Source organism: Streptomyces sp. NA04227 (assembly GCF_013364195.1).
Classification (GTDB): domain Bacteria; phylum Actinomycetota; class Actinomycetes; order Streptomycetales; family Streptomycetaceae; genus Streptomyces.
Genome location: NZ_CP054918.1, coordinates 7,107,104 through 7,127,235 on the forward strand (window position 1 = coordinate 7,107,104; position 20,132 = coordinate 7,127,235).

At 73.0% G+C, this 20,132-nt stretch carries 12 protein-coding genes and 1 pseudogene; 10 read left to right on the top strand and 3 right to left on the bottom strand.

Features of this window, described 5'->3' with window-relative positions:
• Window positions 1-19: 19 nt before the first annotated feature.
• On the bottom strand, window positions 20-1,729 hold the full coding sequence (locus HUT18_RS30020) for a PucR family transcriptional regulator ligand-binding domain-containing protein (RefSeq protein WP_176103670.1): 1,710 nt from the start codon (window positions 1,727-1,729) through the stop codon (window positions 20-22).
• A 366-nt stretch (window positions 1,730-2,095) separates the two neighbouring features.
• Here HUT18_RS30020 and HUT18_RS30025 point away from each other — a divergent pair, with 366 nt between their 5' ends.
• The 10 genes from HUT18_RS30025 (at window position 2,096) to HUT18_RS30070 (ending at window position 16,566) form a co-directional block, all read left to right on the top strand.
• Window positions 2,096-3,031 (top strand): xanthine dehydrogenase family protein subunit M, encoded by a 936-nt coding sequence (locus HUT18_RS30025; protein WP_176103671.1) that lies wholly within the window; start codon window positions 2,096-2,098, stop codon window positions 3,029-3,031.
• Window positions 3,031-3,726 carry a (2Fe-2S)-binding protein gene (locus HUT18_RS30030; RefSeq protein WP_176103672.1) on the top strand — a complete coding sequence of 232 codons (696 nt, stop codon included), beginning with the start codon at window positions 3,031-3,033 and terminating at the stop codon, window positions 3,724-3,726. Before HUT18_RS30025 ends, HUT18_RS30030 begins: the two co-directional genes overlap by 1 nt.
• Before the next feature lie 3 nt (window positions 3,727-3,729).
• Window positions 3,730-6,246: a xanthine dehydrogenase subunit D gene (pucD, locus tag HUT18_RS30035; protein WP_176103673.1), complete on the top strand. Its 2,517-nt coding sequence runs from the start codon at window positions 3,730-3,732 to the stop codon at window positions 6,244-6,246.
• 50 nt (window positions 6,247-6,296) lie between these two features.
• Window positions 6,297-7,502 carry an XdhC/CoxI family protein gene (locus tag HUT18_RS30040; protein WP_176103674.1) on the top strand — a complete coding sequence of 402 codons (1,206 nt, stop codon included), beginning with the start codon at window positions 6,297-6,299 and terminating at the stop codon, window positions 7,500-7,502.
• 1,151 nt (window positions 7,503-8,653) lie between these two features.
• Window positions 8,654-11,011 (top strand): glycosyltransferase, encoded by a 2,358-nt coding sequence (locus HUT18_RS30045; protein WP_176103675.1) that lies wholly within the window; start codon window positions 8,654-8,656, stop codon window positions 11,009-11,011.
• Complete coding sequence (locus tag HUT18_RS30050) at window positions 11,008-12,231, top strand: acyltransferase (RefSeq protein ID WP_176103676.1); 1,224 nt, start codon at window positions 11,008-11,010, stop codon at window positions 12,229-12,231. The genes HUT18_RS30045 and HUT18_RS30050 overlap by 4 nt, the downstream gene beginning before the upstream one ends.
• Before the next feature lie 232 nt (window positions 12,232-12,463).
• Window positions 12,464-12,835 (top strand): hypothetical protein, encoded by a 372-nt coding sequence (locus tag HUT18_RS30055; protein WP_176103677.1) that lies wholly within the window; start codon window positions 12,464-12,466, stop codon window positions 12,833-12,835.
• Complete coding sequence (locus HUT18_RS30060) at window positions 12,832-13,416, top strand: 2Fe-2S iron-sulfur cluster-binding protein (RefSeq protein ID WP_176103678.1); 585 nt, start codon at window positions 12,832-12,834, stop codon at window positions 13,414-13,416. The genes HUT18_RS30055 and HUT18_RS30060 overlap by 4 nt, the downstream gene beginning before the upstream one ends.
• Window positions 13,413-14,402, top strand: a complete 990-nt coding sequence (locus HUT18_RS30065) for a xanthine dehydrogenase family protein subunit M (protein WP_176103679.1) — start codon at window positions 13,413-13,415, stop codon at window positions 14,400-14,402. Before HUT18_RS30060 ends, HUT18_RS30065 begins: the two co-directional genes overlap by 4 nt.
• Before the next feature lie 70 nt (window positions 14,403-14,472).
• Window positions 14,473-16,566, top strand: coding sequence for a xanthine dehydrogenase family protein molybdopterin-binding subunit (locus HUT18_RS30070; protein ID WP_176103680.1), 2,094 nt, complete (start codon window positions 14,473-14,475; stop codon window positions 16,564-16,566).
• 48 nt (window positions 16,567-16,614) lie between these two features.
• On the opposite strand, the pseudogene HUT18_RS30075 reads toward HUT18_RS30070, so the two are convergent.
• Both HUT18_RS30075 and HUT18_RS30080 read right to left on the bottom strand, forming a co-directional pair.
• Window positions 16,615-16,983 (bottom strand): annotated as a pseudogene (locus HUT18_RS30075) (cupin domain-containing protein); the annotation flags it as partial.
• Between the two features lie 102 nt (window positions 16,984-17,085).
• Window positions 17,086-20,127, bottom strand: coding sequence for a GNAT family N-acetyltransferase (locus HUT18_RS30080; protein WP_176103681.1), 3,042 nt, complete (start codon window positions 20,125-20,127; stop codon window positions 17,086-17,088).
• Window positions 20,128-20,132 lie beyond the last annotated feature (5 nt).

Sequence of the window (20,132 nt, forward strand, 5' to 3'; positions counted from 1 at the left end):
TGCCGGTTGCTTTTGGACTTCAACTCATGCGCAGAGCAAGGAAGAAGTCCAGCTTGTCCTCCAGACGTGCCAGGTCACGGCCGGTCAACTGCTCGATACGGCCCACTCGGTAGCGCAGTGTGTTGACGTGCAGATGAAGCCGCGCCGCACACCGCGTCCAGGAGCCGTCGCAGTCCAGGAACGCCTCCAGGGTGGGCACGAGTTCGGCACGGTGCCTGCGGTCGTAGGCGCGCAGCGGGTCGAGCAGCCGGGCGGTGAAGGCGCGGCGCACATCGTCCGGTACGAACGGCAACAGCAGTACGTGGGAGGCCAGTTCCTGGTGTCCGGCGGCGGTGACCCGGCCCGGACGCGCGGCTGCCACCCGGCGGGCGTGCCGCGCCTCCTCCAGGGCGCCGCGCAGCCCCTCCGCCGAGTGCACGGCGGCGCTGACCCCTATGGTGAGCCGCCCGTCCTCGGCGAGCCCCGCCGCGAGCGGCCCGCTCACCGCGCTCAGCAGCGTCCCCGCGTGCAGGCCGGAATCCGACTCCTCGCCGCCGCGCCCGGACAGCGGCACCAGCGCGACCGCCTCCCCGTCCGTGTGCGCCACGGCCAGCCGGTCGCCGCGCTCAGTGCCGCCGGGCGCGGGCGCGTCCGGCAGCGTCTCCTCAAGGAGCGCCTGCGCCACCGGACCGCAGTCGATGTCCCGTGCGCCCGCACCGCTCCCGTCGTCCCCGGTGCCCGCGTCCCCGGCGGGGGAGTCCCACTCGACACGGGCGACCACGACCTGCCAGTGCGGTGCGGCGCCGACCCCGGGCAGCAGTACCGGGGCCGCGACCCGCAGCCGGGCCGCGATCTCCGCGGGCGGCGCCCCGGTCTGCACGAGGTCGAGGACCTCCTGGGCGAGGCGGCGGCGCACGGTGCGCGAGGCGTCCCTGCGGTCCCGTTCCACCGCGATGAGCTGGGTGACCCCGTGCAGCAGGTCGAGGCGTTCGGCGGGCCAGTCGGCCGCGTCCGCCCGCACCGCGAGCAGCCAGTCCGACAGCACGCTCTCACGTATGTCCCGTCCGGCGGTGTCGCTGCCGCGTACCGGGAACAGCGAGTACACGGTGTCGTCCACGGTCACCCGGTGCGGCGCCCGGTGCCCGGCACGAGCCGCGCGCAGGTGTTCCGCGGCCAGGCGCGCGCCGAGTTCGGGCGCGAGCGCGGGCCCGGCCGGCTGTGAACCGGCGATCAGGCGCCCCGCCGGGGAGAGCACCCAGGCGCGCAGGTCCAGGTCGGAGCCGAGCAGATCGAGTACGACCCCGGGGCCGCCGCCCGCCGGACCCGAGGAGATCATCCGTCGGTGCCGGTCCACCACGGCGGCCAGGTCGCCCGCGCGCTCGCCCGAGACCTGGCGTACGACATGCTCGGTGATCGTCGCGAACGCCACCGACTCGTGGACCGCGAACAGCGGGAGGCCGTGCCGCGCACAGGCCTGGACGAGGTCCTCGGGGATGTCGCCGAGTTCGGCCTCACCCACGGCGAGCGCGGCGACCCGGGCCTCGACGAGGATCCGTACGAAGGGCTCGGAGTCCGCGGCCGCGTGCCGCCAGGCCAGGCCGGTGAGCACCAGCTCGCCGCCGGAGAGATAGCGGCTCGGGTCGCGCAGGTCGGTGGTCATCACCCCGCCGACCGTGCGGTCGAGCTCGCTGCCGCCGCCGAGCAGCCTGAGGCCCAGCGCATCGGTGTCGAGCAGGGTGCGCAGCCGCATGAGGTGCCGCCGATCTTGTCGAGGTCCGCTGGAGCAGGTCCGGTCCGGTTGCCGCGTGTCGGAGGTGGCCGCGGAACCGGCGGCGCGCGGCCCCGGCGACGGCCCTGACCAGGCCCGCCGCGGAGCAGCTCGGACGTCCCGCGATTTCTTGACGAAACAGCGGTGTTTCCGCGCGCCGTTCTTCAGATGAATCTACAAGATGGGGTCCGTGGCCAGCCAACTCCTTCATGCCTTCGGTGACTGACCGGGAGCGGTGGATCGGAGGTCTACTGGACACAGACGTTCAGGCCCCTCGTGCCGCCGGGCACCGAGGCCATGTGTCGTGCCGCACCGCGGTGTGCGGCCACGCGAGGAAGCGAGCGGCCGATGGAGTTCCTTCGTCCCACGAGCTGGCCCGAGGCGCTGGCGGCCAAGGCCGCGCACCCCGACGCGGTGCCCCTCGCGGGCGGCACCGATGTGATGGTCGAGCTCAACTTCGACCACCGCAGGCCCGCCCGGCTGCTCGACCTCGGCCGGGTGCGGGAGCTCTTCGCGTACGACCGGTACGACCCTCACGACCGGTACGAGGGGGACGACGAGGAGACCGGCAGCGGCGGCCGGGTGCGGCTCGGCGCCGCCGTCCCGTACCGGACGATCATCGACGAGCTGCGCGGCGAGTTGCCCGCCCTCGCCCTCGCCGCACACACCGTGGCCTCCCCGCAGATCCGCAACCGGGGCAGCGTGGGCGGCAACCTCGGCACCGCCTCGCCCGCGGGGGACGCCCACCCCGCGCTGCTCGCGGCCGGGGCCCGGATCGAGGCCGCCTCGGTACGCGGGACCCGGTGCATCCCGATCGACGAGTTCTTCACCGGCGTCAAGCGCAACGCCCTGGCGCCGGACGAGCTGATCCGGGCGGTGCACATCCAACGGGCAACGGGGCCACAGCAGTTCGCAAAGGTCGGCACCCGTAACGCGATGGTCATCGCGGTCTGCGCGTTCGCCATGGCCCTGCACCCCGACCGGCGCACGGTCCGTACCGGAATCGGCTCCGCGGCGCCCACCCCGGTGCGGGCGGCGGAGGCGGAGGACTTCCTCACCGGAGTGCTCGACGAGCACCGGGCCTGGGACCGGGCGGCGCCGCTGCCCGACGCGGCGGTACGGCGCTTCGGCGAACTGTGCGCCGCCGCCTGCCGCCCCATCGACGACGTACGCGGCACCGCCGCCTACCGCCGTCACGCGGTGGCCGTCCTCGCCCGCCGCACCCTGAACCGCACCTGGGAGTCGTACCGGGCGGACGCCCGCACCAGCGAAGGAGCCGCCTGATGCGCGTGAACCTCACCGTCAACGGGCGCGCCCTGCGGGCCGACGACGTCTGGGAGGGCGAGAGCCTGCTGTACCTGCTGCGCGAGCGTCTCGGCCTGCCCGGCTCCAAGAACGCCTGCGAGCAGGGCGAGTGCGGCTCCTGCACGGTCCGCCTCGACGGTGTGCCCGTCTGCGCCTGCCTGGTCGCCGCCGGACAGGCCGAGGGGCGCGAAGTCCTCACGGTGGAGGGGCTCGCGGAGTTCGCGCGAGGGCGTGAACGCCCGAGCGGGCGTGGGGAGTTGGGCAGCCAGGCGGCCGGGGCGGACGGACTCGGGAACGCGAACGGGGGCGCGGACGCGGCCGGGGCGGACAGGCTCGGGAGCGCGGCCGGGCACACCGACGGCGACGGCCCCGAGGCCCGGGGGAGCGGCACCCCGCTCGACACGGCCCGCCGGTGGAGCGCCCGGCCCGCCGATCCCGGAGCGGCCCAACTCGCCCCGGTCCAGCGGGCGTTCCTCGATGCGGGTGCCGTCCAGTGCGGGTTCTGCACGCCCGGACTGCTGGTCGCCGCCGACGAACTGCTCGAACGCTGCCCGCGCCCCTCGGACGCGGACATCCGGGAGGCGCTCTCCGGCAATCTGTGCCGATGCACCGGCTACGAGAAGATCATGGACGCGGTGCGCCTCGCCGCGGCCCGGCAGAACGGGGAGGCCTGAGCCATGCCGAGCAGCCCGTCCCGCACGACGCACTCCGCGTCTCCCGCGCCCGGGGCGCACGCGCCCGCCGCACCGGCACCGGGCCGTGCCGCGCGCCCCGCACCCGGTGCACGCCAGCCCGCCGCATCGGCCCCGGCGCCGGGCCGCGCCGTACACCCCACGCCCGTCGAGGAGTTGACCGCCCGCGGCCGCGTCGGCGACAGCGCGCCGCGGCCCGACGGCGTCCTCAAGGTCACCGGCGAGTTCGCCTACGGCTCCGACCTCTGGCACGAACAGATGCTCTGGGGCCGCCTGTTGCGCTCGCCGCACGCGCACGCGGAGATCGTCTCCGTCGACACCGCCGAGGCGCTGGCCCTGCCCGGGGTGCACGCCGTCCTCACCCACGAGGACCTGCCCGCGCGGGTGAAGGAGTACGGCCTGGAGATCCGCGACACCCCCGTACTCGCCCACGACCGGGTGCGCCACCACGGCGAGCCGGTCGCCCTGGTCGCCGCCGACCACCCGGAGATCGCGCGCCGCGCCGCCGCCCGGATCCGCGTCGAGTACCGCCAACTGCCCGTCATCACCGACGAGTCGGGTGCCACGGCCCCGGGCGCGCCACTGCTGCACCCGAACCGCGAGGACCGGTTCGCCGTGCACAGCCCGCATCCCAACATCGTGCACCGGCAGCCGATCGTGCGCGGCGACGTGGCCGCCGCGGCGGCCCGTGCGGACGTCGTGGTGTGCGGCGACTACGAGTTCGGGATGCAGGACCAGGCCTTCCTCGGGCCCGAGTCGGGGCTCGCGGTGCCCGCCGAGGACGGCGGGGTCGACCTGTACGTGGCGACCCAGTGGCTGCACTCCGACCTGCGCCAGATCGCGCCCGTGCTCGGCCTGCCCGAGGACCGGGTGCGGATGACGCTGGCCGGTGTGGGCGGCGCCTTCGGCGGCCGCGAGGACCTGTCGATGCAGATCCACGCCTGCCTGCTCGCGCTGCGCACCGGACGGCCGGTGAAGATGGTCTACGACCGCTTCGAGTCCTTCTTCGGCCATGTGCACCGTCACCCCGCCCGGCTGCACTACGAACACGGCGCCACCCGGGACGGCCGCCTCACCCACGTACGTGCCCGGATCGTTCTGGACGGCGGCGCCTACGCCTCCACCTCGGGCGCCGTGGTCGGCAACGCCGCCTCGCTCTCGGTCGGCCCGTACGAGGTCGAGAACGTCGATGTCGAGGCGCTCGCGCTCTACACCAACAACCCGCCCTGCGGGGCGATGCGCGGCTTCGGCGCGGTGCAGGCGTGCTTCGCCTACGAGGCGCAGATGGACCGGGTCGCGGCGGAACTCGGCCTGGATCCGGTCGAGTTCCGGCAGATCAACGCCATGCGCCAGGGCAGCGTGATGCCCACCGGGCAGTCCGTCGACTCCCCGGCCCCGGTCGCCGAACTGCTGCGCCGCGTCAAGGAACGACCGCTGCCGCCCGAACGCCCCTGGCAGACCCCGGACGGCACCGACATCCGCCAGTTGCCCGGCGGCCTGTCCAACACCACCCACGGCGAGGGCGTCGTACGCGGCGTCGGTTATGCCGTCGGCATCAAGAACGTCGGATTCTCCGAGGGGTACGACGACTACTCGACCGCCCGGGTCCGTCTTGAGGTCCGCGCGGGCGAGGCCGTGGCCACCGTGCACTCCGCCATGGCGGAGGTCGGACAGGGCGGGGTGACCGTTATCGGTCAGATCGTCCGCACCGAACTCGGTGTGGAGCAGGTGACCCTCGCCCCCGCCGACACCTCCATCGGCTCCGCGGGCTCCACCTCCGCCTCGCGCCAGACGTATGTCACCGGCGGAGCCGTACGCGAGGCCTGTGCGCGGGTGCGTGCCGAGGTGCTCGCCCGGGGCCGCCGCACACTCGGCGCGCAGGACGCCCTGTGGGCGCAACCCGGTCTGCGGCTCGAAGGCGGCAAGGCGGTGGCCGCGAACGGGCAGGTGCTCGCCGGACTCGCGGAGGTGCTCGGCGACGGGGCCGTAGAGCACGAGGTCGAGTGGCGGCACCGGCCCACCGAAGCCTTCGACCCGCACTCGGGGCAGGGCACCGGACATGTGCAGTACTCCTTCGCCGCCCACCGGGCCGTGGTCGACGTCGACACCGAACTCGGCCTGGTGAAGGTGGTGGAGCTGGCCTGCGCGCAGGACGTCGGCAAGGCGGTCAACCCGGACCAGGTGGTCGGCCAGATCCAGGGCGGCACGGTGCAGGGCCTCGGCATGGCCCTGATGGAGGAGATCCTGCTCGACCCGGCCACCGCCCAGGTGCGCAACCCCTCCTTCACCGACTATCTGATCCCGACCCTCCTCGACACCCCGCCACTCCCCGTCGACGTGCTCGAACTCGCCGATCCCCACGCCCCGTACGGCCTGCGCGGCGCGGGCGAGGCGCCTACGCTGTCGTCCACCCCGGCCGTCCTCGCCGCGGTCCGCGCGGCCACCGGCCTCGCGCTCCGGCGGACGCCGGTGCGTCCCGAACACCTGACGAACCCGGACTGACAGCTCCCGCCGGCCGCCCCGTACCCACCCGCCCGCACCCGGAGGACACCGTGCTCGACCTCGCCGCCGAACTGGCCGCCTGGACCGCCGAGGGGCGCGAGTTCGCGGTGGCCACCGTGGTCGCCGTACGCGGCAGCGCGCCCCGCGGCCCCGGCGCGGCGCTGGCCGTCGACTCCGGAGGGACGGTGGTGGGTTCGGTCTCCGGCGGGTGCGTGGAGGGCGCGGTCTACGAGCTGTGTGCGGAGGCGCTGGGGAGTGACGGCGAAGGACCCGCACTCGGCGACGACGCGATGGGGGAGAGCGGCTCGGGCCGTGGCGGGCAGCGGCCGGTTCTCGCGCACTTCGGGTACGACGACGAGGACGCCTTCGCCGTCGGCCTGAGCTGTGGCGGCGAACTCGACGTCCTGGTCGTACGGGTGCCCTCGGCCGGGCCGGAGCGTGAACTCCTGTGCACCGCCTTCGAGTTGGCGCGCTCGGCGCGGGGCGTCGCGCTCGCCCGGGTGGTCGAAGGGCCCGCCGAACTCGTCGGGCGGGCGCTGCTCGTGGGCGCGGACGGGAGTGTGCGCGGCGGCTTCGGCGGGCCCGCCGCCCTGGACGCCACCGCCGTCGCCGAGGCCCGCGCACTGCTCGACACGGGGCGCACCGGCACTGTACGGATCGGCGCCGAGGGCTCGCGCTGCGGGCAGCCGGTCACCGTGCTCGTGGAGTCCTCGGTGCCGCCGCCCCGCCTGGTCGTCTTCGGCGCGGTCGACTTCGCGGCCGAACTGGTGCGGGCGGGCAAGTTCCTGGGATTTCACGTCACGGTCTGCGACGCACGGCCCGTCTTCGCGACCCCGGCCCGATTTCCCGAGGCCGACGAGGTCGTCGCCGAATGGCCGGACACTTATCTCGCGCGCACCGAGACCGACGCGCGCACCGCCCTGTGCGTACTGACCCACGACGCCAAGTTCGACGTACCGCTGCTCGACATCGCGCTGCGGCTGCCGGTCGCCTATGTCGGTGCCATGGGTTCGCGGCGCACCCACCTGGACCGCCTCGCCCGGCTGCGGGCCGCGGGCCTCGGCGAGGACGAACTCGCCAAGCTCCATTCGCCGATCGGCCTCGATCTGGGCGCCCGCACCCCGCAGGAGACCGCGCTGTCGATCGCCGCCGAGATCGTCGCGGCCCGCCGGGGCGGCAGTGGCGTTCCGCTCACGGGCGGTCACCGGCCCATTCACGCCGATCCGGCGGCGAGTTCCGCGGGCCCGGCCGAATAGGAGAAGAGCGGAACGCCTGCGCCAAGCCCGCCGCAAAGTTCCACACTTCCCACGCAAGGCCCTGGTCAAGGCATTTCGTGCACCGACGGCTCCGGTGCCGTGACCCGTACCAACCAGTAAAACGTCACAAATCTCTGGAAATCTCCCTGTGTTCGGGTGGGTTACGCACAGACACCGCCCGCGCGTAATGAACGTGTTACGCCGATGTGGGTGTGGTGTCACAGTGCCGTGTGAGGCTAACGTTGCTGCCCGTCACCACCGGGTGTGGTGATGAAAGACCACCACAACCCGACGGTCCTCCCCCACAATCCGACCAGGATGGGACCACAGATGCAGAATCCACTGGAGCGCGCACGCGCACTCCGGGGGCCTGTCGTTTCGCGCCTCAATGAACTGCGGCGCGCGGTGAAACGCCGAACCCCCCACACGGCCATCGGCCGGCAGCCAGGGCGGCCTGCCGGACCGGCGCTCTTCGCCGGACCGGTCCCCGCACAGCGCGCGGTCTGCGCGCACCGCGGCGGGGCCCAGCCCCAGACGCTCAACTGCACGGCCGAGCACAACGGAACCCCAGCCACCGCCGCCCCGGCAGCCAAGCAGCGCGGCGCGGCCGCCATGGCGGCACTACGCACACTCATCGGGCACGGACTCGCCCGGCGCACGGGCCGGACCGGGCCCGCCGCGGCCTGTCCGAACTGCTGCGTCCCGTCGACCGGACGACGAAGAACCGGCTCCGCGCGCTAGGCCGTAGGCCCTGTCCGCGAAATCTCGCCCGCCCTCAGGGGGAACGGCGAGATGGCGCGGACACGACCATGCCTCCGCCGGGTGTCCCCGGGCTGCCGGTCCTGACCAGGCAGGCAGCCCCTCGCCGTCGCCATCCTCACGACGGCTCAGCCACTACGCCGCATCGACGGCGACGGCCGCCCGCACCCGCCCCGCGCAGCACGGCATACACATCCTCTTTGGGCCGAAGACCGACCGACCACCGGGACTGTGCCCCCACTCCGCATGGCGCCGCGAGCTCGATTCCCCCCTCAATCGAGCTGCCGCCCTGCGACCGAACCTCCCGCCACCCCCCACACTGACGGCGAGCGCGACGGCGCACCCCCTGGTCCTGCCGGACTTCGACGACACACATATGGAAGGAAATCCAGGTGCTCATCTCGCACCAGTCCGGCCCCCAGGCGCCCGCGCCCCGGACGACCACCGAACCCCGTAACGGCCCGCCCCCACAGAGCGCCGTTCAGCCCGGCACCGTACTCGCCGTCGGTTTCCCGGGCCCCCGTGTCGACCGCGTCATCGAGAACCTCGTGGCCACCGGGCACGAGGTCAGGCACAGTGTGCCCGGCCAGATAGGCCCGCACCTCCAGCAGACCCCGCCCGACGCCGTGGTCGCGCTCAGCGAGCCCCGCGAGGGCCACGACGTCATACGGGAGGTGCGCACCGCACCCGGCGGACGCGCGCTGCCGCTGCTCGTACTCACCGAGAACACCGCGCCCGCCCAGGTCGTCGACGTACTCCGGCACGGCGCCGACGACTGCCTCCCCGAGACCGCCGACCCCTTCGAACTCGCCGCCCGTATCGAGGCCAAGCGGCACCGGGTCCCGGTTCCGGTGGAGAACCTGCTGCTCGACCCGCGGACCGGGCTCTACTCCCGCTCGCACTTCCTCGACGAACTCAGCAAGGAACTCGGCCGCCCGGCCAACGGCCGGATGAGCGGTGTGGTCGCCGTGGTCGAGGTCGCCGAGATGGCCTCCCTCGAGTCACGGCTCGGCCCGCGCGTGCGGCGCGAGGTCGCCGAGCGGCTCGCCCAGGTCGCCGAGAAGCTCGGCAGCGCGTGCGACCGCTTCGGCTGGGACGAGGACGGGCACCTGCTCATCCTGCTGCCGGGCGTCGACGAGGACACCGCCACCCGCACCCTCCAGCAGTTCGCCAACGCCGCGGCGGGCACCCGCTTCGTCGTCGCCGACGAGAACGTACGGCTCACGCCCGCCATCGGCTGGACCCCGCTGACCAGCGCCGAGGAGGACCCCGAACAGGCCGTGGAGCAGGCGCTCGACGCCGCGGCCGAGGCGCTGAGCCACCGCGACCTCAGGCCGGTCCGCTTCGTGCCCTCGATGCGCGGGCCCCGCCACCGCCGCCGCTCCTCGGTACGCGGCCTGCGCGCGGTGCTCAACGCCCTGTCCCCGCTGGTCGTCCTGTTCATCGGCGCCGGACTGCCGTTCTGGCTCTACACGCAGACGTACGCGATGGGCTTCGACCTCGGCTCGATCATGTACTGGGTGGTCGTCGCCGGACTGATCGTCTCCGCGCTGCTGATCATCGTCGAGTGCCTGTTCTCGCTGGACGCCCCGCCGCGGCCCAGCAAACCCGGCCAGCCGTATCCGCCCGCGAGTGCCGTGATCGCCGCCTACCTGCCCAACGAGGCCGCGACCATCGTCGACACCGTGGAGTCCTTCCTGGCCCTGGACTACCCCAACCACCTGGAGGTCGTCCTCGCCTACAACACCCCGCACCCGCTGCCGGTCGAGGACACCCTGCGCGAGATGGCGCGCCGCGACCCGCGCCTGGTCCTCATGGAGGTGCCGGGCAGCACCTCCAAGGCGCAGAACGTCAACGCCGCGGTGACCCGGGTGCGCGGCGAGTTCGTCGGCATCTTCGACGCCGACCACCACCCGGCGCCGGACGCCTTCCGCCGCGCCTGGCACTGGCTGTCCAACGGCTACGACGTGGTGCAGGGCCACTGCGTCATCCGCAACGGCGACAGCTCCTGGGTCGCGCAGCTGGTGGCCGTCGAGTTCGAGGCCATCTACGCGGTGAGCCACCCGGGCCGCACCCGCCTGTACGACTTCGGTGTCTTCGGCGGCTCCAACGGCTTCTGGCGCACCGACGCCCTGGCCCGTACCCGGATGCACGGCTCGATGCTCACCGAGGACATCGACTCCACCATGCGCGCGCTGCGCGAGGGGATCCGGTTCACCGTGGACCGCGCCCTCATCTCCCGCGAACTGGCGCCCACCAACCTGAAGTCGCTGTGGAACCAGCGCTCCCGCTGGGCGCAGGGCTGGCTCCAGGTCTCCCTCAAACACCTCTGGAAGGCGCTGCGTTCGCCGGTCTTCGACCGTCGGCAGAAGCTCGGCCTCCTCGTCCTGCTCGGCTGGCGGGAGATGCAGCCCTGGCTGACCCTCCAGATGCTGCCGGTCCTCGGCTACGCGATCTGGAAGGAGGACGGGCCCGGCAACCTCGACTGGACCGTGCCCATCTGCCTGCTCGCGATGGCGTTCACCCTGTCCGCCGGGGTCATCCAGGCCGCGTTCGCCTGGCGCCTGGCGATACCCGAACTCAAGAAGCGCCGCCGGTGGTTCTGGAGCTACATGCTGCTGACCTCCGTCTTCTACACGCACTTCAAGAACATCCTGGCCCGCCAGGCCTGCCTCAAGGAGGCGCTCGGCGAGCGCCAGTGGCGGGTCACCCCGCGCTCCGCCACCGCCAAGGCGGGTGAGCAGACGTGAGCACCGCGACCGCCGCGGCACCGGCCCCGGCCAAGAGCGCCCCGCGCGCACCGGGTCCGCGCGGCAAGGCCGACGAGATCCAGGGCTTCCGCGGGATCGCCGCGCTGAGCACCGTCGTCTTCCACGTCTGGCAGCTCTACTACCGCTACGACGCCGAGGGTTCCCACCCGCCCGTCGACAACACGTACGTCGCCTCGCTGATCTCCCTGGAGGTCATCGACTTCTTCTTCGTCACCTCCGGCTATCTGCTGACCCTCGCCTACGCGCGGGCCGCGATCGACGGCGGTTCCACCCGGCCCGCCGGGGACTTCCTGTTCCGCCGGGCCATCAGGATCGTGCCGCTGTACTTCATCGCGGTCCTGTTCGTGTGGTCGACGCGCAACTCCACCCTCCCCGGCAACTGGCTCGACCTGGTCGAACACCTCACGTTCACGCACGTCTTCGACCGGGAGCAGATCTTCTTCACCCTCGGCCCGGCCTGGTCGCTGTCGCTGGAGGTGGCGTTCTACCTGTTCCTCGTCGTGGCGGGCCCGCTCGCGGTACGGGCCTGCAAACGGTTCACCCTGCGCAGCACCCGGGTCGCCTTCTGCCTGGGCGCCTGCGCGGTGCTGTTCACGCTGCCGCTCGTGTGGATCTCCGTCGCGCACTGGGGCATGCACATCCCGCACACCGACTGGCCGGTGTACTTCGGCCCGCAGGCCCGCTTCGGCGGATTCGCGGCCGGAATGGCGCTGGCGGTGATCATGGTCGCGCTCGGTGACCGCGGACTGCTGCGCGGCCGGACCTCGGTCCTGCTCTCGGCACTGGCCATCGGCGGCGCGTACTACCTGTCCGTCGACTCCAAGCCGGAGAACGTGACGTTCACCTTCTACCACCCGCTCACCAGCCTGATGTGGATGCTGCTGATGTACAGCGTCGTGCACACCGCGGCACCCATCCGCTGGCACGCAGTGCTACGGATGCGCTGGCTGGGCTACGCGGGACTGATCAGCTACAGCCTGTTCATGTGGCACGAGCCGGTGATGCTGTGGCTGCACGACTTGGGGGTGCTTCCCGAGTCGCAGAACATGTTCTGGGTCGGCGCCCTGATCGTGGTCGCCCTCGCGGTGGCGGCGGCCGTGGCCAGCTACTGGCTCATCGAGTACCCGTGCAGCATGCTCGGCAGGCTCCGGGACAAGTCCGGCGGGAAGCGCGAGTTCTACCCGGAGCTCGCGCGCTAGCCGTCCGTACGCCGGGAGCCCGGTGACCCCACGACCTCCGGTGCGAGGAGTCCGTCCAGGACCCCGCGCACCGGAGGTCGCGTCGTTTTCCGGGACCTCGCGCGAACCCGATCGGCCGCTCAGGTCGCAGACTCGCCGCGCGGGGCTGAGCCTGGGAGTGGCGCACCGGTGAGCACACCGGCCGGTGTGCTCACCGAGCAGGTTCCGCCAGGAAGCAGGAAGGAAGCATCCCGTGAACCGAGCGGACGATCCCGCCGCGCAGGTCGTGGTGGAAATCGGCGGCAAGGCGGGCCGGGACGCGCACACCGTGTTCTGCGCGCTGCGCACCGCCTACACCTCCGACCGGGAGGCCGACGACGAACCCCAGCAGTCGGCCGACGGCCGTACCACCGTCTGGGCGGCCACCTTCGACGTGTCCGAGGTGCACGAGGAACCCGCGCCCGCGCGCCTGGAAGAGCCCGTGACGGCCACCGTCCAGGGCGGCTACCAGGCGGTCGACAACCTGCGGCGCACCCTCGGCTCCGCCTTCGCGGTGCGCGTCGTCGGCACCGCGGCGGGCGACCAGGAGAAGGAAGTCCAGCTGGAACTGGAGAGCCACCCGTGACCCGAGCCGCCCCCTTGCGCGGCACCGAGAGCCGCCCGCCCGACCACTCGACGGTGACCCTGCGCGTCAACGGCACCGCCCACGAGCTCTACCTCGACCACCGCAGCACCCTGCTCGACGTGCTGCGCGAAAGGCTCGACCTGACCGGCACCAAGAAGGGCTGCGACCACGGCCAGTGCGGCGCCTGCACGGTGCTCCTGGACGGCCGCCGGGTCAACAGCTGTCTGCTGCTCGCGGTCGCCCAGGACGGCGCCCGCGTCACCACCGTCGAGGGCCTCGGCCGCAGCAGCGCCCCGCACGCCCTCCAGGAGGCCTTCGTCGACCGCGACGCCCTCCAGTGCGGCTACTGCACCCCCGGCCAGATCTGCTCCGCGCTCGGCATGCTCGACGAGGCCGAGCGCGGCTTCCCCTCGTACGTGACCTCCCCGGACGAGCCGCCCGGGGCGCCGGTCGCGCTCACCCCGGACGAGATCCGCGAACGCATGAGCGGCAACCTGTGCCGCTGCGGCGCCTATCCGCGGATCGTCGAGGCCATCCAGGACGTGGGGGACTTGGGCGACGTGGGGGGCGAGGCACCGTGAAACCCTTCGCCTACGTCAAAGCCGCCACCCCCGACGAGGCGGTGCGGGCCTGCGCCGCCAGGCCCGGCGCCCGCTACCTGGCCGGTGGCACCAACCTCGTCGACCTGATGAAGCTCGGCGTGGAGAGCCCCGAGGTCCTGATCGACGTCAGCGGACTGCGCCTGGACGGTGTCGACGAACTGCCCGACGGCTCGCTGACCATCGGGGCCACCGCCCGCAACAGCGAGGTCGCCGCACACCCCCTGGTACGCGGCCGCTACCCGGCCCTCTCCCAGGCGCTGCTCTCCGGGGCCTCGGGACAGCTGCGCAACGCCGCGACCACGGCAGGCAACCTGCTCCAGCGCACCCGCTGCACCTACTTCCAGGACACCGCCAAACCCTGCAACAAGCGCCTGCCGGGCTCGGGTTGCCCGGCCATCGACGGCGCACACCGCGAACTGGCCGTACTCGGACACTCGGTGCACTGCGTCGCCACCCACCCCTCGGACATGGCGGTCGCACTCGCCGCCCTTGACGCCACCGTGCTGCTGCACGGCCCGGACGGCGAACGCACCGTCCCGGTCACCGACTTCCACCGGCTGCCCGGCGACCGGCCCGAACGCGACACCGTCATCCGGCCCGACGAACTGATCACGGCGGTACGGGTGCCGCCAGCCCCCGAAGGTTCCGTCTCCCGCTACCGCAAGGCCCGCGAACGCGCCTCGTACGCCTTCGCGCTGGTCTCGGCGGCCGTGGTGCTCGACGTGCGCAACGGCGTCGTCCACCACGCGGCGCTCGCCTTCGGCCAGCTCGCGCACCGGCCCTGGCGGGCCCGCGCCGCCGAAGAGGTGCTGCTCGGCGCGCCCGCGCACCCGGACACCTTCACCCGCGCCGTGGACACCGAACTCGCCGCCGCCCGGCCCCTGCGGGACAACGGGTTCAAGGTCACCCTGGCCCGCAACCTCGCCGTCGGCCTGCTCGCCGAACTCGCCGCCGAGAACGCCTGATTCGGGTCCGGCGCCCGGCCCGTAGCCCACACCCCGTACCGAGCGGGACCCCCTCACCCGTGGAGTCGCCATGAGCACCCAGCACGCCCTCGGCGCACCCGAGGCCCGTACCGAGGCCCTCGACAAGGCCATGGGCGCCGCCCGTTACGCGGCCGAGCACACCCCGCCGGGCTGCGCCCACGCCCGGCCGGTGCCCGCCTCCATCGCCCGCGGGCGGGTGGCCGGGGTGAACGCAGCCGACGCGCTCGCCCTGCCGGGTGTGATCGCCGTGCTCACCCACGAGAACGCGCCGCGCCTGTCCCCGCCCGACGACCCGACGCTCTTCGTCCTCCAGGACCCCCGCGTCCCGCACCGCGGCTGGTTCGTGGCCCTCGTCGTCGCCGAGACCCCCGAGGCGGCGCTCGAAGGTGCCGCCGCGCTGCACATCACGTACGACATCGAGGCCCACGACGTGACGCTCACCGCGGGGCACTCGGCGCTGTACGTGCCCGACGAGGCCAATGGGGGCTTCCCGGGCGCCAGCGAGCGCGGCTCCTTCGACACCGCCTTCGCCGAGGCGCCGCTGCGCGTCGACGCGCGCTACGACATCGGCCCGCTGCACAACCATCCGATGGAACCGCACGCCTGCACCGCCCAGTGGCGGGACGGGCGGCTCACGCTGCACTACTCCAGCCAGGGCTCGACCACCGCGCGCGATGTGGCGGCCGCGATGTTCGGGCTCGACCGCGGGCAGGTGACCGTCGTCTCCGAGCACGTCGGCGGCGGCTTCGGCTCGAAGGGGACGCCCCGGCCCGAGATGGTGCTCGCCGCCATGGCGGCCCGGGAGATCCGGCGCCCGGTCAAACTCGCCCTGCCCCGGCGGATGATGGCGCCCGTGGTCGGCCACCGCGCCCCGACCTTGCACCGGGTGCGGCTCGGCGCCGACGCGGACGGTGTGCTCACCGCCCTGTCCCACGAGGTCGCCACGCACACCTCGACGATCAAGGAGTTCGTCGAACAGGCCGCCGTCCCCGCCCGGGTCATGTACGCCTCGCCGAACAGCCGCACCGTCCACCGGGTCGCCCCGCTCGACGTGCCCTCGCCCTCGTGGATGCGGGCCCCGGGCGAGGCACCCGGCATGTACGCGCTGGAATCGGCGATGGACGAACTCGCCCTGCTCGTCGGCATCGATCCGATCGAACTGCGGCTGCGCAACGAGCCGGACGTGGAACCCGACAGCGGACGGCCGTTCAGCAGCCGCGGCCTGCCCGACTGCCTGCGCGAGGGCGCCCGCCGCTTCGGCTGGGACCGCCGCGACCCGCGCCCCGGCGCGACCCGCGAGGGCCACCTGCTCCTCGGTACCGGAGTGGCCGCCGCCACCTACCCCGTCCTCCTCGGCCCCTCGCAGGCCGAGGTGCACGCCGACCCCGACGGCACCTACCGGGTACGGATCAACGCCACCGACATCGGCACCGGCGCGCGCACCGTGCTCGGCCAGATCGCCGCCGAGGTGCTCGGCACCCGGCCGGACAACGTGCACATGGACATCGGCAACAGCGACCTGCCCAGCGCCTCGCTCGCGGGCGGCTCCTCCGGTACCGCCTCCTGGGGCACCGCCGTCCACAAGGCCTGCCTCGCCCTGCGCTCCCGCTTCGAGGAACTCGGCGGACAACTCCCCGCCGAGGGCGTGAGCGCACGCGGCGACAGCGCGGAGGAGAGCCGCGAGGTACTGCCCTACGCCCGGCACGCCTTCGGCGCGCACTTCGCCGAGGTACAGGTCGACGCGGTCACCGGGGAGACCCGGGTCCGGCGGCTGCTCGGCATGTACGCCGCCGGGCACATCCTCAACCCCCGTACCGCACGCTCCCAGTTCATCGGTGGGATGACGATGGGCCTGGGCATGGCCCTCACCGAACACAGCACCGTGGACCGCCTCTTCGGGGACTTCGCCGAGAGCGACCTGGCCGCCTACCACGTACCGACCCACGCCGACGTCCCCACCGTCGAGGCCTACTGGCTGGACGAGGAGGACCCCTACCTCAACCCCATGGGCAGCAAGGGCATCGGCGAGATCGGCATCGTGGGCACGGCGGCCGCCATCGCCAACGCGGTCTGCCATGCCACCGGTGTCCGCGTCCGCGATCTGCCGGTGACACCGGACAAGCTGCTCGCGGGGCTGGGCTGAAGCCGGGCCGAACCCAGGGGTGACGCTTCGAAGACCGTCCCCGCTGCCTCAGCTCTGGTGGTCGTCGTCCTCCGGCCGGCCGAACTCGGCGGCGGGCTCGGTGGCGTAACGGCTCATCACCTGGATGTGGGCCTGGGGAGTCGGCCTCCGGCCGCTCGTGATCATGCCCTGGAGGTCCCGGAAGTACTGCACATAGAGGTCCGGCGTGAACATGCTGAGCATGACGGCCGGTTCGTCGGCCGGGTTGGCGAAGGTGTGCGGGGCTCCGGCCGGGACCATCACGAAGGTGCCCGCGGTGGCGTCGTGGTCCTTGGTCCCGACCGTGAAACGCACGGTGCCGGACAGGACGTAGAAGCCCTCGTCGTGCCGGGCGTGACGGTGCTGCGGCGGTCCCGGGGTGTGCGGGGCGAGGACGGACGCGTTCCTGGATCTGTCCACGCCCGTCCATGCCTGTGCAGGTGTGTGCGTGCACGCACACACCTGCACAGGCAGCTTGTCCGGACGCCCGTTTCGCTCCGCTCACTTCGCGGCGAGAAACGCCAGCCGGGCTCGCTTCGCGGGCAAGTGGACCTCGGGCAGGTCGATTTCGGGCAGCAGCGCCTCGGGCCCCAGCGTGAAGCCGACCCGGACGAGCCGCGCCAGGGCCTTCTCGTTCTCGGCGTCGGGTTCGACGACGATACGGCGGTGGGTGCCGCCGACGAGCGTGAAGGCGAGCAGGACCTGCACCAGGGCGCGGGTGAAGCCGCGTTCCACGCCGCTCGCGGCGGGCGAGATGAGCAGGTGCGCGCCCAGGTCGCCGGGCAGTACCGGGTAGCACGCGCCGACCCGGTCCGCCGCCGGGTCGTAGGTCTGCAGCAGCGCGACCGGTTCGTCGTCCCGCAGTACCAGGAAGGCGTGGTGGGTGGTGAGGGCGTCCAGGTGTGTGTAGGTCGCGAGGACCTGTGCGCGGCTGTGTCCGCCCATGCCCCAGAAACGCGCGCGCTCGGCGGTGACCCAGGCGTGCAGGACGTCCAGGTCCGCGGCGGGGTCGACGGCCCGGACCTGGAACTGGCCGTATCCGTCGATCTGTTGGGTGTGGAGAGCCGGGCGGGACGCGGCGGATGTGCCCGAGGGGGTTTGCGAGGTCATATGAAGTCTCCTTGCGGCGACGGGAGTTGAACTGCTGGTGCTGGTGCTGGTGCTGGTGCTGGTGCTGGTGCTGGTGAGAGGTGCTTTGCGGGGCGATCTGTGGGGTGAGTTGCGCGGGGAGGGGAGAAGGGCCGAGAGGGTGGGGGAGTGTCGGCCCGTGGTGGTTGCCGTCGGTGCGGTGTGGGGCGGCGGGTGGGGAGGCCGCGGCTCGGGGGAGGGCAGGGGCGTGGCGGGGGCCGAGGAAGTCAGGCGTGACCAGTCGCTGATCACGGGAAGCAGGCCGCCTGTGGCCCAGAGCGGCAACTGGTCGCGGTGATGGGGGTTTTGGGGCACTCCGGAGGCGCCGAGCGGGACGATCCAGAGACTGTTGTCGCGGTCGGCCAGGTCCCAGACATAGCGGGCGGCTGAGGAACGGGCGCTCAGATGTGTGACCCCGGGGAGACTGGAGGTGGACAGTACGCACTCCAGGTCGCCGGAGAGCCCCGGCCACTCCTCCTCGCCGCCGGGCAACGCCCGCCAGGGAGCGAGACGGTGGGCCTCGCCCCAGCGCTCCGGGCCACGGTCCTTTGCCGCGCCCTCCGCTGCCGCCTCCTCAAGTGCCGTACGGACGAGAGAAGTTGGCTCCAGATCGGGGACTGCGCCGTCGGCGAGCAGGGCTTCCAGGGCGAAGGCGATACGGGTGGTGAGGTCCAGCCAGGGCCGGAACACCGGTGGCAGTTCGCTCGGTCCGGCCAGTGGGGCGAACCAGGGGTGACGGGCGAGCCGGCGCACGGCCGCCGCCCGCAGCCGCGCGTACGCCATGGCCTCGGCGCTCTCCGCGTCCATGCGCCGGTTCCAGCCGAGCAGCCGGTCGCGCAGTGCCGAGGCGAGCGGGCTCAGCGCGGGGCCCTCTCCGCCGAGCGCGCCGAGGAGCCGCAAGAGGGCGTTGTCGTAAGGGAGTTGGGTGTCCGTGTGGATCTCCGCCATGTCCTGCGGTGACCACCGCTCCCGGCGGGCGAGGAGGGTGCGGATGCGTTCGGCCCGGTGCGGCGGGGCGAAGTCGACCCCGAACGGCGCCGCGATGCCCCGCTCGTTCGCCATCACCGCGCTGCCGCGCACCTCGCCACGCGGCAGCGGCACGTGCCACCCCCGCCAGGCGTACCGCGACTCCCAAGCCGGTACCGGCACAAGGGAGTTGAGACGGTCGCGCCGAGGCACACGGCCCGCGACCCGGTGCAGCAGACCGCCCTCGGAGTCGGCCGCCTGCACCACGTTCACCGGTTCCGCCCAGCCGTCGAGAGCGCGGTCGACGTCGCCGACGGTCCGTGCGGCGAGCAGCGCGGGCAGACAGCCGAAGCCGAGGTCACCGGTGATCCGGGGCGGGCACCGCAGGCTCACGGCCTCGGTGAGTACGTACCCGTCCTCCCCGGCCCCGTCTTCCCCCGCTCCGTCTTCCCCTGCTCCGTCTGCTGCTTCGGGTCCGTCTCCTGCTCCGGCGCCGGGTCGGCTTTCGGCTCCGGGCCCGTCCGCCGGCCACGTCACGGCATCGATCACCACCGGCCCGCGGTCGGTCTCGATCACCTCGATGTCGACCGGCTCGGCACCGGCGACGTACACGGTCTCCCGGTGCGCCCGGGCGGGACGCCAGCCGTCCGGTCCAAGGGCCTCGGTCCGGTGGCCGCGGCGGCGCAGGTGTTCGCGGTACAGGTCCTGGTAGTCGGCCATGGCGTTGGTGACGGACCAGGCGACCGAGCCCGTGTGCCCGAAGTGGGCGAGGCCCGGCACTCCGGGTACGGCGAAGCCGACCACGTCGTACTCGGGGCAGGCCAGGTGGATCTGCTGGTAGACGCCGGGGTCCTCGATGAAGCGGTGCGGGTCGCCCGCGAGGAGGGGGCGGCCGGAGACCGTCCGGCCGGGGGCGAGCAGCCAGCCGTTGCTGCCGGAGGTGGCGGGGCCCTCGGAGGTGAAGAGTTCCGGGTAGCGGGAGCCGAGGCGGTGGGCGACCTCGGCCCGCCACAGCTTGGAGGGGAAGCCGGAGAACAGGATGTGGGTGGAGAGCCAGACGCCGAGGGGGACCCAGCTTCCCCACGGCTCGGGACGGATCCCCGCGCGGGCGAACTCCGGTGCGCCGCCCGCTCCTTGGGCGAGCCCGGCGTTCACCCCTTCGACATAGGAATCCAGCCAGTCCGCGGTCTTAGGGTCCTGCGCCCGCAGTCGGTCGAGGCAGCGCCGCGCGGTGTCCTCCAGGCGCGCTCTGCGGGCGAACACGTCCCAGTCCTGGGCCTGTTCGCCGAGGAAGGCCGCGCTGGTGCCCTGGACGCGATGGCGCTCGACCTCGATCTGCCAGCCGCGGTCCTCGGCCGCGTTGTACCCCTGGGCGAAGGCGAGCTCCCGCGCGCTGTCCGCCTTCAGGTGCGGTATGCCCCACTCGTCCCGCACGATCGCGCTGCCCATGTGTC